General features: G+C 70.0%; 9 protein-coding genes and 1 pseudogene. 3 read left to right on the forward strand and 7 right to left on the reverse strand.

Annotation, left to right across the window (positions count from 1 at the left end):
* The coding region (locus tag F8271_RS20395; RefSeq protein ID WP_151491432.1) for an ISAs1 family transposase at positions 1–615 on the reverse strand (615 nt) is incomplete at its 3' end.
* Between the two features lie 793 nt (positions 616–1,408).
* On the opposite strand from F8271_RS20395, the pseudogene F8271_RS33290 reads away from it, so the two are divergent.
* A pseudogene (locus F8271_RS33290) lies at positions 1,409–1,559 on the forward strand (IS5/IS1182 family transposase); the annotation flags it as partial.
* A 409-nt stretch (positions 1,560–1,968) separates the two neighbouring features.
* Positions 1,969–3,180: a helix-turn-helix transcriptional regulator gene (locus F8271_RS20405; protein ID WP_151491433.1), complete on the forward strand. Its 1,212-nt coding sequence runs from the start codon at positions 1,969–1,971 to the stop codon at positions 3,178–3,180.
* A 936-nt stretch (positions 3,181–4,116) separates the two neighbouring features.
* Here the strand turns inward: F8271_RS20405 and F8271_RS20420 are convergent.
* The 6 genes from F8271_RS20420 to F8271_RS20445 form a co-directional block, all read right to left on the reverse strand.
* Positions 4,117–6,795 carry a right-handed parallel beta-helix repeat-containing protein gene (locus tag F8271_RS20420; protein ID WP_151491435.1) on the reverse strand — a complete coding sequence of 893 codons (2,679 nt, stop codon included), beginning with the start codon at positions 6,793–6,795 and terminating at the stop codon, positions 4,117–4,119.
* A 139-nt stretch (positions 6,796–6,934) separates the two neighbouring features.
* The gene (locus F8271_RS20425; RefSeq protein WP_151491436.1) at positions 6,935–9,631 is read right to left on the reverse strand and encodes a right-handed parallel beta-helix repeat-containing protein; all 2,697 of its coding nucleotides are present in this window, start codon (positions 9,629–9,631) and stop codon (positions 6,935–6,937) included.
* A 119-nt stretch (positions 9,632–9,750) separates the two neighbouring features.
* The gene (locus tag F8271_RS20430) at positions 9,751–12,366 is read right to left on the reverse strand and encodes a NosD domain-containing protein (protein ID WP_151491437.1); all 2,616 of its coding nucleotides are present in this window, start codon (positions 12,364–12,366) and stop codon (positions 9,751–9,753) included.
* A gap of 143 nt (positions 12,367–12,509) precedes the next feature.
* Positions 12,510–15,110: a right-handed parallel beta-helix repeat-containing protein gene (locus tag F8271_RS20435; protein ID WP_151491438.1), complete on the reverse strand. Its 2,601-nt coding sequence runs from the start codon at positions 15,108–15,110 to the stop codon at positions 12,510–12,512.
* 178 nt (positions 15,111–15,288) lie between these two features.
* On the reverse strand, positions 15,289–17,901 hold the full coding sequence (locus F8271_RS20440; RefSeq protein ID WP_151491439.1) for a hypothetical protein: 2,613 nt from the start codon (positions 17,899–17,901) through the stop codon (positions 15,289–15,291).
* A gap of 160 nt (positions 17,902–18,061) precedes the next feature.
* The gene (locus tag F8271_RS20445; protein ID WP_225854651.1) at positions 18,062–18,535 is read right to left on the reverse strand and encodes a hypothetical protein; all 474 of its coding nucleotides are present in this window, start codon (positions 18,533–18,535) and stop codon (positions 18,062–18,064) included.
* A gap of 85 nt (positions 18,536–18,620) precedes the next feature.
* On the opposite strand from F8271_RS20445, the gene F8271_RS20450 reads away from it, so the two are divergent.
* The coding region (locus F8271_RS20450; RefSeq protein WP_151491440.1) for an MFS transporter at positions 18,621–19,875 on the forward strand (1,255 nt) is incomplete at its 3' end.

The raw sequence follows: 19,875 nt of genomic DNA on the forward strand, positions 1-19,875 counted from the left end.
CTGGGTATGCAAGGCGTCCGCTGTGATGACCGCCCCGGCCAGGTCGAGGGTGTCCAACATGGGCACGAACCTGGTGATCTCGTTCGTCTTCCCATCGACGTCGCTCTGGGCCAGGACGATCCCGTCATGGTGATCCACGGCGGCGAGCAGATGAACCTGAGCGCCCGCGGGACCGCTGCCCCGCAACGTCTTTCCATCAACGGCGATCACCCGCCGGCCCGGACCGCCAGAACCTGCGCGGCTGATCAGCCATCGGCACACCGCGGCATCCAGGGCGTCGGCGTCGATGCCGGCAAGGACCCGACCCAGAGTGCTGTCATCAGCCACCCGCCGGGCGCCGGTGAACCGGTCCCGGGCCGCCCCGAGGCGGTCCCATACCGCGTCCGGCAGATCCGCGGCCCACTCGGTGATCTCCACGACCCGACTCTGCCCCGAGACCACCGCCGCGACCGCGACCGCGAGCAGACCCGGCAACGGATAGATCCGACCCCGCCGGTCCCGCAGGTCCGGCACCTGCGCCAACACCTGCAACAACCCCAGCGCGTCCTGCTCCACCAGTGGCGACACGCCATGCAGACGTGCCGACAACCCGCCGATCAACGATGATGCTTCCACGAGCGCGGTCCTTCACTTGTGATCATCCGGCCTAGACACCTGAATGATCCAGAAGACCGCGCTCTTCTACGTACCGGCCCGAACCGGCGTGACTACCCCAAAAGCAACTAAACGGTCAAAGCTCGACCTTGCGAATGCCCTGGTGAACCGGGGCCGGCAATCTTCCGTTGTATGTACGCCCGGACGCGCAGACGTGACTCCCTACGCGCTGGAGCCCGGTCGCTCGACCCTCCAAATCTGTGACGAAGGAGCATGACGTGCACACGCACCCATATGACACCTCGACCACCATATACATCTTCCCGACGGGCCCCATGCATGCGCCCCGCCCTGCTAGGCCCGAGGCTATACCGGACCGGCGCCAAGGAATCAACTACAGCCTTCCGGGCAGAATGGTCCAGGCGGCCGCCAAGCCGAGCAGATCCGAGAGTAACCCGCAGCCACCAACCAAAGGGGAATTCCCGAGTGCCACAGGTGTGAGTTCACAAATGAGCACGGTGGCGAATCTGAAGTCTGATGGTTTGGGGGTTGCGACGGCGTCGACGTCGGCCGATAGCGATGGCTCTATCGCGGCACCGCCTGTCCCGCGTCCAGCCACTACCCCTGTTGTAAGCCCTCGCCGATGACTACATAGAGAGCCTTTCGGTAAGGCTCTGATCACCGGGTATGGTGTCCGGAAGGTCGAATGCGTGGAGGAATCACCCAGACGGGCGCGGGGTGAACCAGTAAAGGCGCGGAACGCCGGTACGGGTGTTCCTCTCACAGACCACTCGCCCGGAGTTCCGCGCCGCCCATGAGTATCACCTATACCGCCACGCTCCCCGTACGCGATGAGACCATGTTCTACCTCTCCGGCCTGCTGCATGCCGAACGTCTGCGGCGATACCCGTGCGGGGCGGCGGGCGTTGACCTGCTTCCGGCAGGCCGTGCTCGTCTTGCGCTGGCGGGGAGTGTCAAGTTAACGGCCCTGGCTCACTTTCGGTGGTAGCAGACAGTGATGTCTCATCCGGGAAGCGATCGGATCGTCACGGGGCTATCGTCGCAAAGGCTCGCCATCCTGTAGCACCCTCGGCGCGCTGCGGCCCGTGTGCGACAGCAACGCTGACAGCAACCGGCCGGGATGAGGGCAGCAGTCAGTGGCCGATCACGGACAGGCGCCCGAGGTCGCAGACGCGGATGGACCCCGCCGGACGGAGCGCCCAGAACTTACAAGCGAGGGGTTGGATGCCATTCCGGTGCGGGCGGGCCGCCGGCGTGGTGGGGGTTATGAGGCGTCGGTCTGGTCGGTAGCGTTGGCGGTGGTGGCGGCCGATGGGTCGGTGGTGCGTCCTGCGCTACGCGAGGGGGTTCCGGGTGGATTCCTTGCCGGAGTTGACGTTCGGGCAGCGGTTGAAGGTCTATCGGGAGCGGTCCGGGAAGAGTCGGACGGTGCTGGGCGGGTTGGTGGGCCGTAGCGCCGAGTGGGTCAAGGCGGTGGAGACGGATCGGATCCTGCCACCGCGTATTCATATGCTGGATCGGATTGCGCGTGCTCTGAAGATCGACGTGTCCGCCTTGGCAGCGGAGTTGGCCGATGGGTCCGCTGTGGTCAACGGGCCCGAGCATCCGGCGCTGGTGTCGGTCCGGGCCGCCCTGAATCATGTCGCGCTTCCCGATGACACCCCGCCGGAGTTGTTGTCCGGTCTGCGGCAGCGACTTGCGGCAGGGTGGCGGGCGCGCCATCAGGCAGCGGATCACCGTACGGTCCTGGGCGGGTTGTTGCCGGGGTTGCTGAGGGACGGGCAGCGGGCCGTGTTGGCGTACGAGGGCGGCCGGCGACGGGAGGCGCAAGCCCTGTGGGCGGAAACGCTCGGGTTGGCGCAGATGTTCATTGCCTACCAGCCTGCCGCCGAGTTGCTGTGGCGGGTGACGGATCGGGCGATGGTGGCGGCGCAGGAGTCCGGTGATCCGGAGGCGATCGCCCGTGCAGGTTGGTTTCTGTGTCAGGTGCATCGGGAGGCCGGTGACTGGGACACCGCGATGAGGGTGACGCTGGAGGTGCTGTCGGCGTTGGAGCCGAGGGCGGCTGACGGAAGCCCGAATCTGCTGGCGTTGTGGGGTGCGCTGAACTTCGAGGCCGCGTACACGGCTGCTCGTGCCGGTGAGGAAGGTCGCGCCTGGCGGTACTGGGACCGCGCGGACCAGGTGGCGCAGCGCCTGCCGGAGGGCTTCTACCAGTCGCAGACGTCGTTTTCGCGGATCATCATGGGTGCACACGCGGTGACCGTCGCGGTGGAGTTGCAGCAGTCGGGCGAGGCGGTGCGGCAGGCACGTCGCCATGATGCGGCTGCTATTCCGTCGAGGCCACGCCGGGCACGCCATCTGATCGAGGTCGCGCGGGCACACTACGGCAAGGACGACAAGGAAGCGACCGTGGCAGCGCTTCGGCAGGCGTACGAGTCGGCTCCGGAGACGATCCGATTCAACGGGTACGCCCGTCAGATCACCATGGACCTGCTCGACGGTCCGCGTGCCACCCGGGACGACGCACGCGACCTGGCTATGAGAGTCGGACTCGTCTCCTGAATCAGGGGTAGAAACCTTACCCATCCCGTTAGACGACCGAACGTAGCTTCTTGCTCACGGGATGCGGTGGTCGGTGCGAGGCACGCCCGGCCGCCGTGTCCCTCATCGAGAGGGCGACGATGCTGCCGCCCTCGTGAGCGACGAGGGAGAGGTACGTGCGGCGTGTCTCGTACGACGAATACGTCTCCGCCACCGCGTTGACCTTCGCCCGGCGGCATCGGCCGGTGTGGTCCTGGCAGCGTTGGCGGCGTATCTGCAACTGCGGAGCCGCCCTGCCGTGCCGTGCCCGGCACCGGATACCGATCAACCGAGGGCACTGGCCGCAAACGGAGGATCAGCAGTGACCAGCCATGGCCCGGTCATGCCGATCTGGAGCTGCGGTGGCTGCAACCTGCCGTGGCCGTGTCCGACGCGGCGGCAAGAGCTGCGTGCGTAGTACGCCGATGCGCCAGAGTCGCTGGCCCTCTACCTCGGAGGCTACCTCATCCAAGCCGCCGAGGACATGCCGTGGGCGCCGGCCGGAACCCTGCACCGCCGCTTTGTCGGCTGGACGAGGCAGCCGCCGGAAGTACAGCAGCGAAGTACAGCAACCGTGCCCGCCGAACCAGACCAGGACGAGCATCGCCAGGCCGGATGACCTCTGACGACGCCCGATCCGACCGGACTGCCGCCACTTCGGGACGAAGAGGTCGTCGGTTCGAATCCGGCCACCCCGACCAGAGGTAAGAGCAGGTCAAGGCCCCTCCACCGAGGGGCCTTGATTCGTTTTCGGGGCTGCCTGCCCACCCTGGAACCTTGCACGGCAGCAGTCGACGTGAGGACCCCCCTGCGATCCCGGTCACGGGCCGAGTGGGTGGAGCACCGGCGGTCGGGCCACGTCCACTCGTGGCCGTACGGCCGCCGCCGGCACCCCGGCGGCGGCCGCTCTGGTCATCGTCAGACGGCGGGTGCGATGAAGTAGCCCGACTGGTCGACGACAGCATGGGTGGTCCCGCCGCTGTTGTTGAACAGCCTGACCTGGCCGGCCGTACCTGTTCGCACCACCGCCAGGTTGGAGGCGGTCTCGCCGGCCACGAAGTTGACGTTGGACGCGGTGGGCGGTGCCGTCCCGGTGGCCGGGTACGCGGTGAGCACACCTGGCGTGGTGGGCTCGGTGGCGGTCAGGTTGACGACCGCGGCGGTCGCAGCCGGGCAGCCGTCAACACAGTCGGCGTCCCGGAACCAGGGCAGGAAACGGACATCCTCCCGAGGCTGAAGCGGGGCGCGTTCCCACCGGTCCAGCAGGCCGGAGCCCTGCCGGGTGTCCACTATCCGGGCCGGAGACATCGGCACGTAGCTGTCGGCGGCACCGGACGAGGCGGAACCGAAGTAGCCGGCCAGGTCCGCGACGACGTGGGTGCTGCCGGAACTCTCGTTGTGGATGCTGACCCGGCCGCCGGTCACCGGGACGATGACCAGATTCGGGATCGTCTGCCCGGCGACGAAGTTCAGGTTGGACGCCACCGGCACCGCCGCGCCAGCCGGGAACAGCTTGAGCACGCCGTGAGCCGTCGCGCCGGTCGCCGTGACGTTGAGGATGACCGCCGTGGCGTCGGACGGCAGGGCCGCGGAGAGGTCCACCTGGCGGGTCGTGTTCGCGGGGAACGCCGTGGCGCCCGCGCCACGGGTGTCCAGCACCCGGGTCGGTGCGAGCGTCTTCAGGCCGCTGCCGGCAGCGCCGTACCAGCCCTGGAGATCGGCGATCACGTGCACCGTACCGCCGCTGCCGTTGCGGATCCGGACCTTGCCGTTGCTCATCGGCACGGTGACCAGGTTCGGTACCGTCTCGCCGGCGACGAAGTTGACGCTCGAGGCGCTGGGCAGCGCCGTCCCGTCCGGGTACACGGTGAGGAAGCCCGCCATCGACGGCTGGGTGGCCGTCACGTTGAGCACCACGGCGGTGATGTCCGCCGCCGGCGTAACGCCGATGCCGGCGATCGGCAGGACGACCTCGGTGCCTGCGGGCACCGCCGTCCTCGTGGGCACTCCGACGGCGCTACGGGTGTCCAGCAGCCGGGCGGGAGCGACCGGGTGGTAGGTGGCCCCGACGATCGTGCCCATCTGACCGACGTTGATGTCACCGGCGGCGGTCACGACGGCCCGGTCCGCCTTGCGGAAGCCCAGGTAGTTGATCCAGCCGGTGACCGAGACATGGCCGGCGCGGCGGAACGTGTAGGTCATGGACGGGCTGTGGCCGACCCGCCAGAAGCGCTCGTCACCGAACTTGAACGCCACCGTGCCGCCCGGGCCGTCGGTCGGGTACGGCAGCTTGGGCGTGAGGGTCGCGACCGCGTCCAACGGGTCGCCACCCGCGCTGCGGCGGAACGACTTGCCACCGAGCGCGCCCGTGCCGACGTACTCGGTCGCGCCCCGGTCGTGGTAGCCCGGACCGGTGCCGGTGTTGCTCACGTCCGGCGGATCCGCGTGCGGGTTGCCCAGCAGGTCCGTCGGGAGGGCACCGGGCGCGGTCGCGTCGGCGGAGTCGATCGCCGGCGACCCGGGGGTGAGCGGGTACCAGCCGAACACCGAGCCCTGCGGGCCGGTGATCCCCGCCGGCCCGACGAGGTCGTGGCCACCCTGGCCACTCGCGGCCTGGAAGCTCGCCAGGGTCGGGTGGGCGGTGCCGGCCCAGTCGTACGGTGCGCCACCGCTGGTCGGATCGATGAGGTTGTGGTCGACGGTCGTGCCCTGCGTCGAATCGGCCGAGACCGAGATCGCCGTCGCACGCGACGGGGTGGCACACCGGCCGGGGCTGCTGGCGACACCGTCCGCGGTCTGGATGATGTTGTTGCGCAGCGAGACCCCCGGCGCGGCCCCGGTCACCAGGATGCCCGCGTCGCAGCGGTTGACGATGGTGTTGCCGGTGACCACCGTGCCCGGTGCGTCCGCGACGACCATCCGGCTGTCCCGGAACGCGTTGCCGCTCACCACCGTCCCGCTGACCCCCGCGTCCACGGCCACACCGGCGACCCTGGTGTACGAGGCGAGGAAGTTGCGGCTGACCGTGACGTCACTCGACCCACCGGTGAGGCGGATCAGCCCCGGCGCGTCCTCGTAGTTGCGGACCGCGAGACCGTCCAGTGTGATCCGACTGGAACCGTTCACCACGATCGTCTCTTCGCTGCCCCAGGCGTGCACGGAGAAGCCCTCGAGGACGATGTCGTGCACCTTGTACAGGTGGAAGACCGTGTCCCTGATGTACGTGTTCTCGTAGGCGCCGACATGAACCTCACCGTCGGGGCCGTTGACCGCGCGGTAGGTGATCGGCGCGCCCTCGGTGCCGGAGTGGGTGAAGAACACCCCCTCCTCGTAGTTGCCGGGCTGCACCAGCACGGTCTGCCCCGGCTGCGCCACCTCGGCCGCCGAGGAGATCATGCAGTACGGGTTCGCCATGCTGCCGTCGCCGCCGGTCAGCCAGTCGCAGTGCTTCTCACTGACGTACACCTCGTTGGCCGGTGTGGCCGCCTGCGCGACGACCGGCGCGGGCCCGGCCGCGGCGGAGGCCGCCGGCCCCGACAGGACCGCGCCCGCCGCCAGCGGTATGAGTGCGAGCAGCGACCGTTCACGTCTCTTCATCAACGCCCCCGTGACGTATCGACAGATGAGTGCGGCGGCAGCGTATCCCGGCCCGCGCCGGCCCGCGCACCGCAATTGGAGCGGGCCTGCCGGCCTGGGCGCCGCCCCTCGCCCGGTGCGGGCGAGGGGCGGCGTGAACTCAGGCGGCCGCGATGAAGTAGCCCGCCTGGTCGACGAGCACGTGGCTGCTGCCGGAACTGTTGTTGTACAGGGAGATCACCGCGTCCCGGGTCTTGATGACCGCGAGGTTGGAGGCCGTCTCGCCGGCGACGAAGTTGACGTTCGAGGCGGTGGGGGGCGTCGTCCGGTGGGGAAAGGCCGTGAGAACGCCGGCGGTGGTCGGAGCGGTGACGGTCAGGTTGGCCACGACGGCGGTGGGGGCGGGGCAGTCCGAACCGCAGTCAGCGCCGTCGAACGCCTTGTAGTACCACGCCTCGACGCTCGCCACCGCCTGCTTCTCGAGCGGGCCGGCGGTGCGGTCGATCAGGCCGTCGCCGGTGCGGCTGTCGGCGATCCGGGACGGCCCGTACGGCACGTAGCTCTGGGTCGCCCCGGAGGCCGCGGACCCGAAGTAGCCGGCCAGGTCGGCGACGACGTGGGTGGTGCCGGAGCTGACGTTGCGGATCGCCACCTTACCGCCGACAACCGGCACGGTGACCAGGTTGGGGATCGTCTGCCCGGCCACGAAGTTCAGGTTGGACGCCATCGGCACCGGCGTACCGTTCGGGTAGACGGTGAGCACCCCGGCGGTCGTCGGCTGGGTGACCGTGACGTTGAGGATCGCGGCGGTCACGTCGGCCGGGAGGACGTCGGAGAGGTCGACGTGCAGGTCGCCGTTCGGGGCGACCGGAGCTGCCGAGCGGGTGTCCAGCACCCGCGTCGGTGTCATCGGGGCGAAGCCCGAGCCGTGGGCGCTGTAGTAGCCCTGGAGATCGGCGACCAGGTGGACCGTCCCCCCGCTGGCGTTCTCCAGGTAGATCCGGCCGTCGCGCACCGGCACGGTGACCAGATTCGGCACGGTCTCGTTGGCCACGAAGTTGACGCTCGACGTGATGGCGCCTGTGGCGCTGGAGTAGACCTTCAGGAAACCGGCAGTGGTGGGGCTGGTGACGGTGACGTTCAAAACGATCGAGCTGATGTCGGCGACCGGTACGCCAGCCACCTGGGGCAGGTCGAGCGTCACCCGGCCGCCGGCGGCAACCGGCACCGTGGTCGGAATGCCGAGAGCGGTACGGGTGTCCAGCAGCCGCGTCGGCGCGACCGCCGTGTAGTACGAGCCGGTCACCGTGCAGGCCCGATCGGTGGTCCCCACGCCGCCGTTGACACGGCGGAATCCGTTCGGGCTGACGTAGTAGGAGACGCAGGACACCCCCGCCCGGCGGTACGTGTAGCTGGCTCGCGGCACGTCGCTGATGCGCGCGACGGTCTGGTCGCCGAACTGGAACGCGTAGCGGCCCTCTTCACGCTCGACCGGCCAACTGTGGGTCGGGGTGATGGTCGCCACCGTGTCGAGGGGACCACCGCCGGCCGCCCGCCGGATGTCGATCGCACCGGCGTCCAGCGTCCCCTGGCGCTCCCAGGCACCCCGGTCCCGGTAACCACTGCCCGTGCCGGTGTTGGCGGCGCTCGGGTCGTCGCTGTACGGGTTACCCAGGATGTCACTCGGCAGGGCACCCGGGGCGGAGCCGTCCGCCGAGTCGATGGCGGGAGATCCCGGCCGCAGTGTGATCCAGCTCCGCCAGTAGTTGATGTCGACGATGTCGATCCCCGGGTTCGTCGCCAGGTCGTTGACACCCTGACCGGTGGACGCGACGAAGCTGTCCCGCGTGGTGTGTGCGGTGCCGCCCCAGACGTAGAACGGACCGCCGCTGACCGGATCGACCAGGTTGTGATCGACGACGCTGCGAGCGGTCGACCCGGCGGCCACGGTGATCGCGGCGGCAGCCGCCGGATCGGCGCAGACCTGCCGGACGCTGCCCGCCGTCGCGACGATGTTGTTCCGGATGCTCGCGCCCGGCGAGTCGCCGGCCACGTCGATTCCCCTCCCACACGTGGTGATGATGGTGTTGCCGGTGACCACGGTGTCCGGGGCGTCGGTGACGACCATCCCGACGCGGCTGTTGCCCTGGTTACCGACGACGACCGCGTTGACGGTGCCGGCCCCGACGGCCACCACCGGCCCGCCGCCGATCAGGAACCACTGGCGGCTGACCGTGACGTCACGGGATGCACCGGTGATCCGCACTCCCCCGGACGCCGTCGCACCCCGGATGCCGTTGCCATCGATGGTGACCCGGGTCGAGCCGTCCACCGTCACGGCGGGCGCCCCACTCACGCCTTCCACCACGAAGTCTCGCAGGGCCACGTCGTGCACCCCGGCGAAGATGATGACGCTGCCGGTGGTCGGCCCCTCCATGGACCGGACTTTGCCGATCCGCACGTCTCCCCGGACCGCCGAGGAACGGAAGGTGATCGGCGCCTCGGGCGTACCGGAACGCCTGATCGTCAGCACCTCCTCGTAGTGCCCCGGCTCGACGAGCACGGTCTGTCCCGGTTGGACCACGGCCGCCGCCGCGGAGATCGTGCAGAACGGGTCGTCGGCGCTGCCGGTGCCACCGCTGGCGGAGCAACGCTGCTGGTCCACCGCAAGCTCGGGCGGCAGGACGGCCTGGGCGGCCGGCTGGGCGGTCACGGGCACCGCGGCCCGCGCGGGCACCGCCGCGTTGGCCGGCGCCGCCGGCCCGGCCAGGCCACCGGCACCCAGGACAAGGGGTACGACTAAGAACCCGGCAAACCAGCGACTGCCCATGGACATCCCCGTCTTTTTGTCGATCATGATCAGGCGGAGACTACCGGCGCTACCCGGCCGGTCACGTCAGTCGATCGATCACCGTCGCCGGAACGACCGGAGCCGGCACCATCACGTGGCGCCGGCTCCGGGTCTGATCGGTTCGGTCAGGGGGTGGTGGCGATGAAGTGGCCCGCCTGGTCGACCACGACGTCCGTGCTGCCACCACTGTTGTTCGTCACCGTCACGGCACCGTTGGCGCCCACTCGCACCACTGCGGCGTTCGACGCCGTCTCCCCGGCCACGAAGTTGACGTTCGAGGCGGCCGAGGGCGCCTCACCCTTGGGCTGTGCGGTGAGGACACCCGGTGCGGTCGGCCCGGTGACCGTCAGGTTGGCCACCAACGCCGTCGGCTTCGGCGTGTTGTCGTTCCCGTTCGGGTCCAGGAACGGCACCCACAGGTCGACCGACGTGAACTGGGGCAGAGTGTGCCCGCCGATCCCGGACCGGGTGTCGAGGATCCGCTGGGGGCCGTACGGGACGAAGCCGTCGACGGCGCCGGTCCCGTACCAACCGGCCAGGTCCGCGAGCACGTGGGTGGTGCCGGAACTGACGTTCTGGATGACGAGCCGGCCGTTCACCACCGGCACCGTCACCAGGTTGGGGATGGTCTGGCCGGTGACGAAGTTCAGGTTGGATGCCGTCGGCACCGACGAACCGGCCGGGTACACGGTGAGAACCCCGTTCGCCGTCGGCTGGGTGGCCGTCACGTTCAGCACGACGGCCTTGGCACCCGACGGCACCCGCCCGGAGAGATCGAGCACCCGGTAGGTGTTCGCGGGGACCGGCGCGCCCCCGTTGGCCCGGGTGTCCAGCACGCGGGTCGGCGCCAGCGGCTTGAAGCCGTCACCGAAGCCGGAGTAGAAGCCCTGCAGGTCGACGACGACGTGCACCGTCCCGCCGGCGTTGTTACGGATGCGCAGGTTGCCGTTGGACATCGGCACCGTGACCTGGTTCGGCACGGTCTCACCAGGGACGAAGTTGACGCTCGACGCCTGGGGTGCGGTCTTGCCGTCGGGGTAGACGGTGAGGTATCCCGCGGTGGTCGGCTGGGTGGCCGTGACATTGAGCACCACAGCCGTGATGTTCGCGGCCGCCACACCGTTGATCGACATGATCGGCAGAACGATCTCGGAGTTGGCCGCGACGGGAACGGTGGTGCTGATCCCGACGGCGGCGCGGGTGTCCAGCAGGCGGGTCGGCGCCACCGGGGTGAACATCGCGCCGAGGACCGCGCAGTCTCCACCCAGCGGCTCGAGCACGCTCGGCGGGAGCACCCGGAAGTTGTCGAACCGGATGTCGTTGCTCACGCAGGCGGTGCCGGCACGCTGCAGTTGGCTATCGGCCGGCACGATCGGACCCACCCGGTAGAACCGATCGTTGGTGAACCGCTGGGCAACCTTGCCCACCGGGCCATCGGTGGGCCACGCGTGGCTGACCGTCAGGGGAGCGGTGTAGTCCAGCGACGAACCGCCAGGCTTGCTCTGGACCCCGTACCCGCTCACCGTCCGGCCACCCTGGAGCTCGACCGCGCCCCGGTCGTGGTAGCCGTTACCGGTACCGGTGTTGGCCACGGTCGGTGCGTCGGCGTGCGCGTTGTCCAGCAGGTCGGTACGGGCGACGCCGGGTGCCGTCGCGTCGGCGGAGTCGATCGCCGGCGAAGCGGCGGTCGGCGGGAACCAGCCACGCTCGGTGCCCAACCGCTCGCCCAGCAGGACCGGGGCCAGGATGTCGTGATCGCCCTGACCGGTCGCCGCCCGGAACGACGCCAGGTCGGCGTGGTCGGTCGCGCCCCAGCGGTAGACAGCCCCACCACTGGCCGGGTCGACCAGGTTGTAGTCGGCCTCCGTGCCGCCGGTGGCGGCGACGGCGACCGAGATCGCTGGCGCCGTCGTCGGGGCGGCACAGGTTTCCGGTGCCGGGACGGGACCGGCACCGGTACGCAGGATGTTGTTCCGGATGCTCGCGCCGGTCGAGGCACCGGCCAGCACGATCCCGGTCGCGCAGTCGGTCACCACCGTGTTGCCGGTGATCCGGGCTCCCGGCGCGTCGGTCACGGCGACCAGGGTCTTGAAGAAGGTGTTGGCGGTGACCACCGCGCCGGTGACACCCGCCTCGACAGCCACGCCGGTGGCGGCGGTGCCCGAGCCGGGGAACCAGCCCCGACTGACCGTGACAGCACTGGACGAACCCGTGACACGGACGGCGGGCAGGGTGCCCCCGCCGGTGGCGATGCCGTCCACGGTAACCCGCTGGGCCCCGCTGATCAGAACCGGCACCGCATTGCTCGGGCCGGTGAGCGTGAAGCCCTCGACCACGACGTCATGCACGCCGGAGATCGTCAGCGGCGTACCGCTGAGCGTGTAGTGACCGAGACGGACGAGGCCCCGCGAGGTGTTGACCGCACGCACGGTGATCGGCGCGGACTCCGTGCCGGACCGTGTGACTGTCACCTTCTCCGCGTAGTTCCCCGGCTGCACGAGCACCGTCTGACCCGACTGGGCCACGGCCAACGCGGCACCGATCGTGCAGTAGGGCGCGGCCTCGCTGCCGTCGCCAGCGGGCTTGCAGTCACGCTGGCTGACGTACACCTCGGTGCCAGGTGTGGCGGCCCTGGCCCCGGCTGGCGCGGATGCCGCCACCGCCGGCCCGGCGGGCCCGACCAGGCCCACACCCGCCAGCAGCGGTACGACCGCAAGCTGCACCGACCTGTGTCTTCTCATCAACTGTCCCCCGTGGAAGTCGAACAAATCTCGCCGCAGCCTATATTCACGCGTGCCGTGCCGGCTGCCCCGGCACCTCAGGCAGAAAGAACCGGCGCCCCACGCTGTACGCGGAGGGCGCCGGTTCTTCAGCGCTACGCGGGTCAGGACGCGGCGGCGATGAAGTAGCCCGCCTCGTCGACGATGACGTGGGACGTACCCCCGCTGTTGTGGAAGAGGTCGACGCCCGAGCCGACCGCGACCACGGCGGCGTTCGACGCCGTCTCACCGGCGACGAAGTTGACGTTCGAGGCGGTGGGCCGCGGCCCGCCGCCGGGGTGAACGGTGAGCACGCCCGGCCTGGTCGGCGCGGTGACGGTCACGTTGCCTACCAGTGCGGTCGGGGCGGGGCAGGCCGGCGCGCAGGTGACGCCAGGCCGCAATGGCTCGAACCGGACCGTCTCCCCGGCGGTGAGGGAAGCCGGCGTACGGCCGGGCAGCCCGGTGCTGTCCCGGGAGTCCACGATCCGCGTCGACGTGATCGGAACGAAGGTCTGGGTGGCGTTCGGGCTGAACCAGCCGGCCAGGTCCGCGATGACGTGGGTGGTGCCGGAGCTGTTGTTGAGGATGCTGACCCGGCCGTTCACCACCGGCACGGTGACCAAATTGGGGATGGTCTGCCCGGCGACGAAGTTGAGGCTGGACGCGGTGGGTGCCGTCGAGCCGTACGGGTAGACGGTGAGCACGCCGCTGGTGGTCGGAGCGGTGACCGTCACCGACAGCACGGCGGCCGTCGCGCCGACGGGCAGCCGGTCGGAGAGGTCGAGGGTACGGATGCCCATCGCCGGGAACGGCGTGCCGGTTCCCTCCCGGGTGTCGATGACCCGTGCCGGGGGTGCCGACGCGAAGCCAGACCCGTTCGCGGCGTAGAAGCCCTGCAGGTCGGCGATCAGGTGAACGGTGCCCGAGCTGTAGTTGGTGAACACCAGCGAGCCGCCGACGACGGGTACGGTCACCTGGTTCGGCACCGTCTCCCCAGTCACGAAGTTGAGGTTGGACGAGCTGCTGAAGGCGCCGGTCGAGTCGACCCTGATGAAACCTGAGGCGCTGGGTTGGGTCACCGTCAGGTTGAGGACGACCGCACTGATGTCCTCCTGCGCCACTCCGGCGATGGTGCCTACCGGCAACTCGACCCGCCCGAAGGCGGCGACCGGCCGGATGTCGGGCACTCCGATCCGGGCTCGGGTGTCCAGAACCCGCGTCGGCGCCACCGGTACGTAACGCGCACCGACCTGGGTGCAGACCGGTCCCTCGTACTCCTTGGGCAGTCGGAAATCGGTCTGCGAGACCTGCACCTGGACGCAGGCGTCGCCGGCGCGCCGCAGCGTGTACTCGGCGGTCGCGGCGTCGGTCACCCGCCAGAACCGCTTACCGGTGAGGTAGTAGGCGTACTGGGCCCGCTCCCGCTCGACCGGCCAGGCGGAGTGCAGACCCGACCGCGCGACCACGTCGAACGGGCCGCCGCCGACCTTGCGCTCGACCCGCAGCGGGTCCTGGGTGACCGGTCCCTGAGCCTCCACCGCACCCCGGTCGCGGTACCCGCTGCCGGTGCCGGTGTTCGCGGCGGCCGGATCGTCGGCGAAGGAGGCGTCGAGCATGTCGGTGTCCAGGACACCGGGGGCGTTCGCGTCAGCCGAGTCCCGGGCGGGCGAACCAGGCGCGGTCTCCAGGTAGTTCCGGTCCCAACCGTTCACCCGGACGAGCTTCGGGTCGGCCGAGAGGTCGTGGACGCCCTGCCCGGTCGCCGCGACGAACGAGGTGAGGGTCGGGTGATCGGTGCCCGCCCAGTTGTAGGGAACTCCACCGCTGGTCGGGTCGAACAGGTTGTGGTCGGTGCTGCTGCCCGCCACCGACCCGGCGGACAACCGGATACCGACCGCGTTCGCCGGGGTGTCGCACACGTGGCGCCGGCGGGTCGTGACGACGATGTTGTTGCGGATCGAGGCGCCCGGTGAGCTGCCGGCCAGGTCGATGCCACTGCTGCAGTCGACCTGGAAGGTGTTTCCGGTGATGGTGAGGCCGCGCGTATCCGCTGCGGCCAGGCCGAAGCCGTCGAACTGACTGGCGGTGACCGTCGTGTCGGTGACCCCCGGCTCGATGGTCACCGAAGCGCCCTGCGTGTTGTAGACGAAGCTACGGCTCAGCGTCACCCGGTTCGAGACACCGCTGATCCGCACTCCGCTGGGGCCGTAGGCACCGGTCTCGACGGTGAGCTTGTCGAGGCGGACCCGCTGAGAATCCCGCACCGTGACGACGTCGGCGTTGTGGGCCCCGAACACGACCAGGCCCTCCACCGTCACGTCGTGCACGCCACTGAGGTCGAGGATCGTCCCGGTGACCGCCGCGGTGTTGTACCTGCCCACCCGCGCCATCTGCCAGTTGACGTTCACCGCGCGGAAGGTGATCGGCGCCGACTCGGTGCCCGAACGGGTGAACCGGACGTTCTCCTGGTACTCCCCCGGGTGGATCAGCACCGTCTGGCCCGGGCCGGCCACCGCCGCCGCCTCGGAGATGGTGCAGAACGGCCGCTGTTCACTGCCGTCGCCGCTGCCCAGGCACCAGTGTTGGCTGACGTTCAGTTCGCCGGCGGCTACCGCCGCGGAGACGGGTGCGGGCGCCGCCGCGGCGGGCACCGCGGGGCCCACCAGGGCCGCGCCGCCAATCAGTGGTACGAGCGCAAGCTGCGCCCAACGTCGGATTTCCATCTTGGCCCCCGTGCCAAAGTCGATCACTCAAGTTCGCGGAGAATACCGTGACCGATACCAATGTGGACGTCCCCGGCCAGGTCGCCGGGCTGACCGATCGGCTGGACATCCGGGTCGATCGGCGCAGTGGCCGGGCATCGGATCGATCCGATGCCCGGCCGCTGTGCAGCACCGCGCCTCAGTAGGCCGAAGCGATGAAGTATCCGGCCAGGTCGGCGATGAGGTGAGCCGTACCGGAGCTGTTGTTGACGACATCCACATAATTGCCGCCGGTCTTCGACACCACCAGGTTGGAGGCGGTCTCCCCGGCCACGAAGTTCACGTTCGACGCGGTTGGCCTCGCCGTCCCGCGCGGGTACGCGGTCAGCACACCCGCCGCCGCCGGCGCGGTCACGGTCAGGTTCAACACCCCGGCGGTTACCAGTGGACATCCCGTTCCGCACCAGACGTCGCTGAGGATCGGGGCACCACCGACGGCGAATGCGGCGAACGGGCCTGGACTCACCGTCCTGAGCCATCCGGAGTCATCGCGGGAGTCCGCGACCCGGCGCTCCGACGGCACGTAGGTCTGGTCCGCACCCGACGCGGCCGAGCCGAAGTAGCCGGCCAGGTCGGCAACCACGTGGGTGGTCCCCGAACTGACGTTGCGGATCATCACCTTCCCCGCCACCACCGGCACGACGACCAGGTTGGGGATGGTCTGCCGGGCCACGAAGTTCAGGTTCGAGGCCAGGGGCGCCGGTGAGCCATCCGGGTAGACGCTGAGCACACCGGCCGTCGTCGGCGCGGTGACGGTGACGTTGAGGATCGCGGCGGTGGCGTCCGCGGGTAGCTTTCCGGAGAGGTCCAGCCGCCGCTCACCGTTCGCGGCCAGGGGAAGGCCGGTGCCGGTACGGGTGTCCAGCACCCGGGTCGGGTCGAGCGTCTTGAACCCGGAACCCTTGCGGCTGTACACGCCCTGCAGGTCGGCGAGCAGGTGGACGGTGCCGCCGCTGCGGTTGACCAGCCGGACGACCCCACCGGTCACCTGCGTCATGACCAGGTTCGGAACCGTCTCGTTGGCGACGAAGTTGACACTCGAGGAGCCGAGCTGCCCGTTCGGGGCGCGGACGCTGATGAAGCCGGGCATGGTGGGCGCGGTGACGGTGACGTTCAGCACCACCGCGATGATGTCGGCCGCCGGTACGCCGTTGACCGCCGGAATCGGCACGGTGACCTCGCCGTTGGCCGGCACCGGGGTGGTGGTGGCGGTGCCGATCGCCGCCCGGGTGTCCAGCAACCGCGTCGGGGCGGACGGCGTGTACCGCGTACCGACCCTGGTGCAGACGCTTCCATTCGTCGTCCCGGCCCACCGGAACCCGGTGTAGCTGATCGCGACGGAGACACAGCCCGTGCCGGCCCCCTTGAAGGATGAGGCGACCGAGCGGGCCGACGTGACAATCAGGTAGCGCCTTCCGTCGAACCGGTAGGAGATGGTGCCGCCTTCGCCGTCCACCGGCCAGGCGAACTGCGGTGTCACCGTCGCCGTCACGGCGAACGAGTCGTCACCGGGCTTCTGCCGGATGTCGTACTGCCCGTTCCCCGGGATGCCCTGAGCCTCGACCGCGCCCCGGTCGTGGAATCCGTTGCCGGTGCCGGTGTTCGCCACGGCAGGGTTGTCACTGTGCGGGTTGCCGAGCATGTCCGTGCGCGTGACGCCCGGCGCGAGGGCGTTCGCCGAGTCCACGGCGGGCGAGGTCGGATCGGCCGGGAAGAAGGTCTTGGGTCCTCCGCTCGTGCTCCCGACGATCAGCGGGTCGGCGGCGATGTCCTTGCCGCCCTGCCCGGTCGCGGCCCGGAACGACGCCAGGTCGGAGTAGGCCGTGCCCGCCCACTGGTAGACGGGACCACCACTGATCGGGTCGATCAGGTTGTAGTTGGAGACGGCTCCCGTTGCCGGCGCGGCGACCGCGATGGCGATCGCGTCCTGCGGCGTCTTGCAGGCGAAGTGACCGAGGCTCGTGCGCACGATGTTGTTCTGCAACGAGAGCCCGGTCGAGTCGCCGACCACGTCGATTCCCCGCACGCAGTAGGTGAGCACCGTGTTGTTGGTGATGACCGTCCCAGGAGCGTCGGTGGCCAGCAGACCACCCAGGTGAAGCTGGTTGTTGACGACCACGGTCCCGCGGACACCCGGATCGATCCGGATGGCGGGGGCCGCCAAGTGAGTCAGGAACGCCCGGCTGATGGTGACGTCGGTGGAGTTACCGGTGACGTGCACGGCCGCCGGAGCGCGATAGGCGTGCGCGGCGATGTCGTTGATGGTGACTCTCGTCGAGGCGTCGACCACGACGGGCGTCACCGTGTCGGTGTCCTCCACGATGAAGCCCTCGACCACGACGTCGTGCACACCGGTGAACCTGAAGACGGTGCCCACAACGGTGTCACCGATGTTGCCGACGGTGATCCGACCAGACCAGGTGGCGACGGCACGGAACGTGATGGGCGCGGTCTCCGTGCCGGACCGGGTGAAGGTGACCGTCTCCGGATAGTCCCCGGGCTGCACCAACACCGTCTGGCCGGGCTGCGCCACCGCGGCCGCGGCCGAGATCGTGCAGTACGGCGCCTCTTCGCTGCCGTCGGCACCCGGCGCGCAGTCCTTGCCGCTCACGTACAGCTCGTTCGCCGGACTGGCCGCCGCCTGGGCGACCGGCGCCGGGGCCACCGCCACCGCGGGCGTCGCCGGGGCCACCAGGCCAACACCACCGAGCAGCGGTACGACCGCCAGCCCCGCCCACACACGTCTGTCCATCACGTACCCCCGTTACAAGTTGATCATGCGGACCAGAGAGTAGCGCGACACCGACCGATGTGATCAGCGCCGATCGTTCTGCACCCTCGGCCGTTCGGTGCCGTTCGGTGCCCGTCAGTCGTGCCGTTCGGTGCCTGTCAGTCGTGCCGTTCGGTGCCTGTCAGTCGTGCCGTTCGGTGCGCTCGATCTCGGCGAACGCCGCGCTCAGGTAGCCGTCGACCGGCCGGCCCGTCACCGCCAGCAGGTCGGCCACGAGCAGCGGACCGTGTCGGGCGAGCGCCGCCGCGTCGGGCGGGGAGTCGTCCTCACCCGGGTCGTACACGCCGAGCGCCCCGGCCAGCAGGACCAGCACGACGTGCGGGTCGACGTCCGGTCGCCAGGGGGCCGCCGCGCGGACGCACCGCTGGAGCACCTGGCGTACGTCATCACCGTCCAGCCCGTCCGGATGCGTCTCCTCCAGCAGCAGCCGCACCACGGCACCGAGCACCAGGCCCGAACGCTCGGCGGTGGTGAGCCGGCCCGCAGCCACGTCGTACGCCTCGGTGTCCCGGGTTTTCGCGGCCTCGACCGCGTCGGTGGCGGCACCGGCGATCTCGCGGGCGGATGCGGGCAGGTGTCGCCAGGTCACGCTCACCGGGCCAGCATGGCAGAGCACCCCGACAGCCGCCGCCTCGGTAAACGGTTCGCGCGGTGTCACACCCGACGAACAGAATGCGGACATGTTGCGTCGCGCCCTACCCCGCCGTCCGGAAGCTCGCCGGCTCCTCGTCGGCACCCTGCTGTCGGCGGTCGGGCGTGGCCTCACCCTGCCGTTCCTGTTCATCTACCTGACCGACGTGCGCGGGCTCACCGACACCCGAGCCGGCCTGGTGATCGGCTGGTACGGCGCGGTCACGCTGGCCCTGTCGCCGCTGGGCGGGACGCTGATCGACCGTTTCGGGGCACGCCGGGTGGTACTGCCGTGCCTGGTGATCGAGGCGGCGGGCACCGGCTCGCTGGCCCTGGTCGACTCCAGCGCCTCCGCGTTCGCGGTGATGACGGTGATCGCGGTGGGCAGTTCGGCGATCTGGTCCGGTCAGAACACCATCCTCGCCTCGCTGACCGACGACGGTGAGCGCCAACGCGTCTTCGGGCTCAACTTCGCGCTGCTCAACCTCGGTATCGGCATCGGCGGCATGACCTCCGGCGCGATCGTCGACACGGCCCGACCGGGCACCTTCCAGGCGATCTACCTGCTGGACGCGGTGAGCTATCTCATGCCGGCACTGATCCTGCTCACCCTGCCGGGCGTCGGGCACCGGCTCGGCGACCGCCGGGCCGCGGACCAGCCGTCGGCCGGCGGCTACCTGACCGTGCTCCGGGATCGCCCGTTCCGCCGGCTGGTGATCTTCGGTCTGGTCCTCACCACCTGCGGGTACGCGCAGATCGAGGTGGGCTTCGCCGCGTACGCCGTGCGGGTCGCCGAGGTGAGCCCTCGGGTGGTTGCCTGGGCGCTCGCGGCGAACACCGTGACGATCGTGCTCGCCCAACTCCTGGTGATCCGGCGGATCGAGGGCCGCAGCCGCACCGCCGCGCTGGCCGTGGTCGGGGCGGTGTTCGCGGCCGCCTGGCTGGTCCTCGGCGCCGCCGGCCTCGTCAGCACCGAGGGCGCCCTACTGGCCGCGCTCTGTGTGGTGGCCTGCTCGGCGATCTTCGGCTTCGGCGAGACGATGCTGTCCCCGGTGATGCCGGCGCTGACCAACGCGCTGGCCACCGACGAGCTGCGCGGCAGGTACAACGCGATGAGTTCAATGATCTTCGGAATCAGCGGTGTCATCGGCCCGGTCACCGCCGGCCCGCTCATCGGCGCCGCCGACGGCCGGGTCTGGGTGGCGACCGTGGTCAGTGGCTGCCTGGTCGCCTCGCTGGTCGCGCTCTCCCTGCGCAGGCTGCTCACCCCCGCCCAGGACGGCCGGGAGACGACGACCCCGGCCT

The organism is Micromonospora sp. ALFpr18c, from assembly GCF_008868155.1.
Lineage (GTDB): Bacteria > Actinomycetota > Actinomycetes > Mycobacteriales > Micromonosporaceae > Micromonospora.

What these genes read in the sequence shown, in the direction of transcription:
- F8271_RS20430 (WP_151491437.1), bottom strand. Translation starts at nt 12,366, where the DNA reads ATGAGAAGACACAGGTCGGTGCAGCTTGCGGTCGTACCGCTGCTGGCG.
- F8271_RS20420 (WP_151491435.1), bottom strand. Translation starts at nt 6,795, where the DNA reads ATGAAGAGACGTGAACGGTCGCTGCTCGCACTCATACCGCTGGCGGCG.
- F8271_RS20425 (WP_151491436.1), bottom strand. Translation starts at nt 9,631, where the DNA reads ATGATCGACAAAAAGACGGGGATGTCCATGGGCAGTCGCTGGTTTGCC.
- F8271_RS20440 (WP_151491439.1), bottom strand. Translation starts at nt 17,901, where the DNA reads ATGGACAGACGTGTGTGGGCGGGGCTGGCGGTCGTACCGCTGCTCGGT.
- F8271_RS20435 (WP_151491438.1), bottom strand. Translation starts at nt 15,110, where the DNA reads ATGGAAATCCGACGTTGGGCGCAGCTTGCGCTCGTACCACTGATTGGC.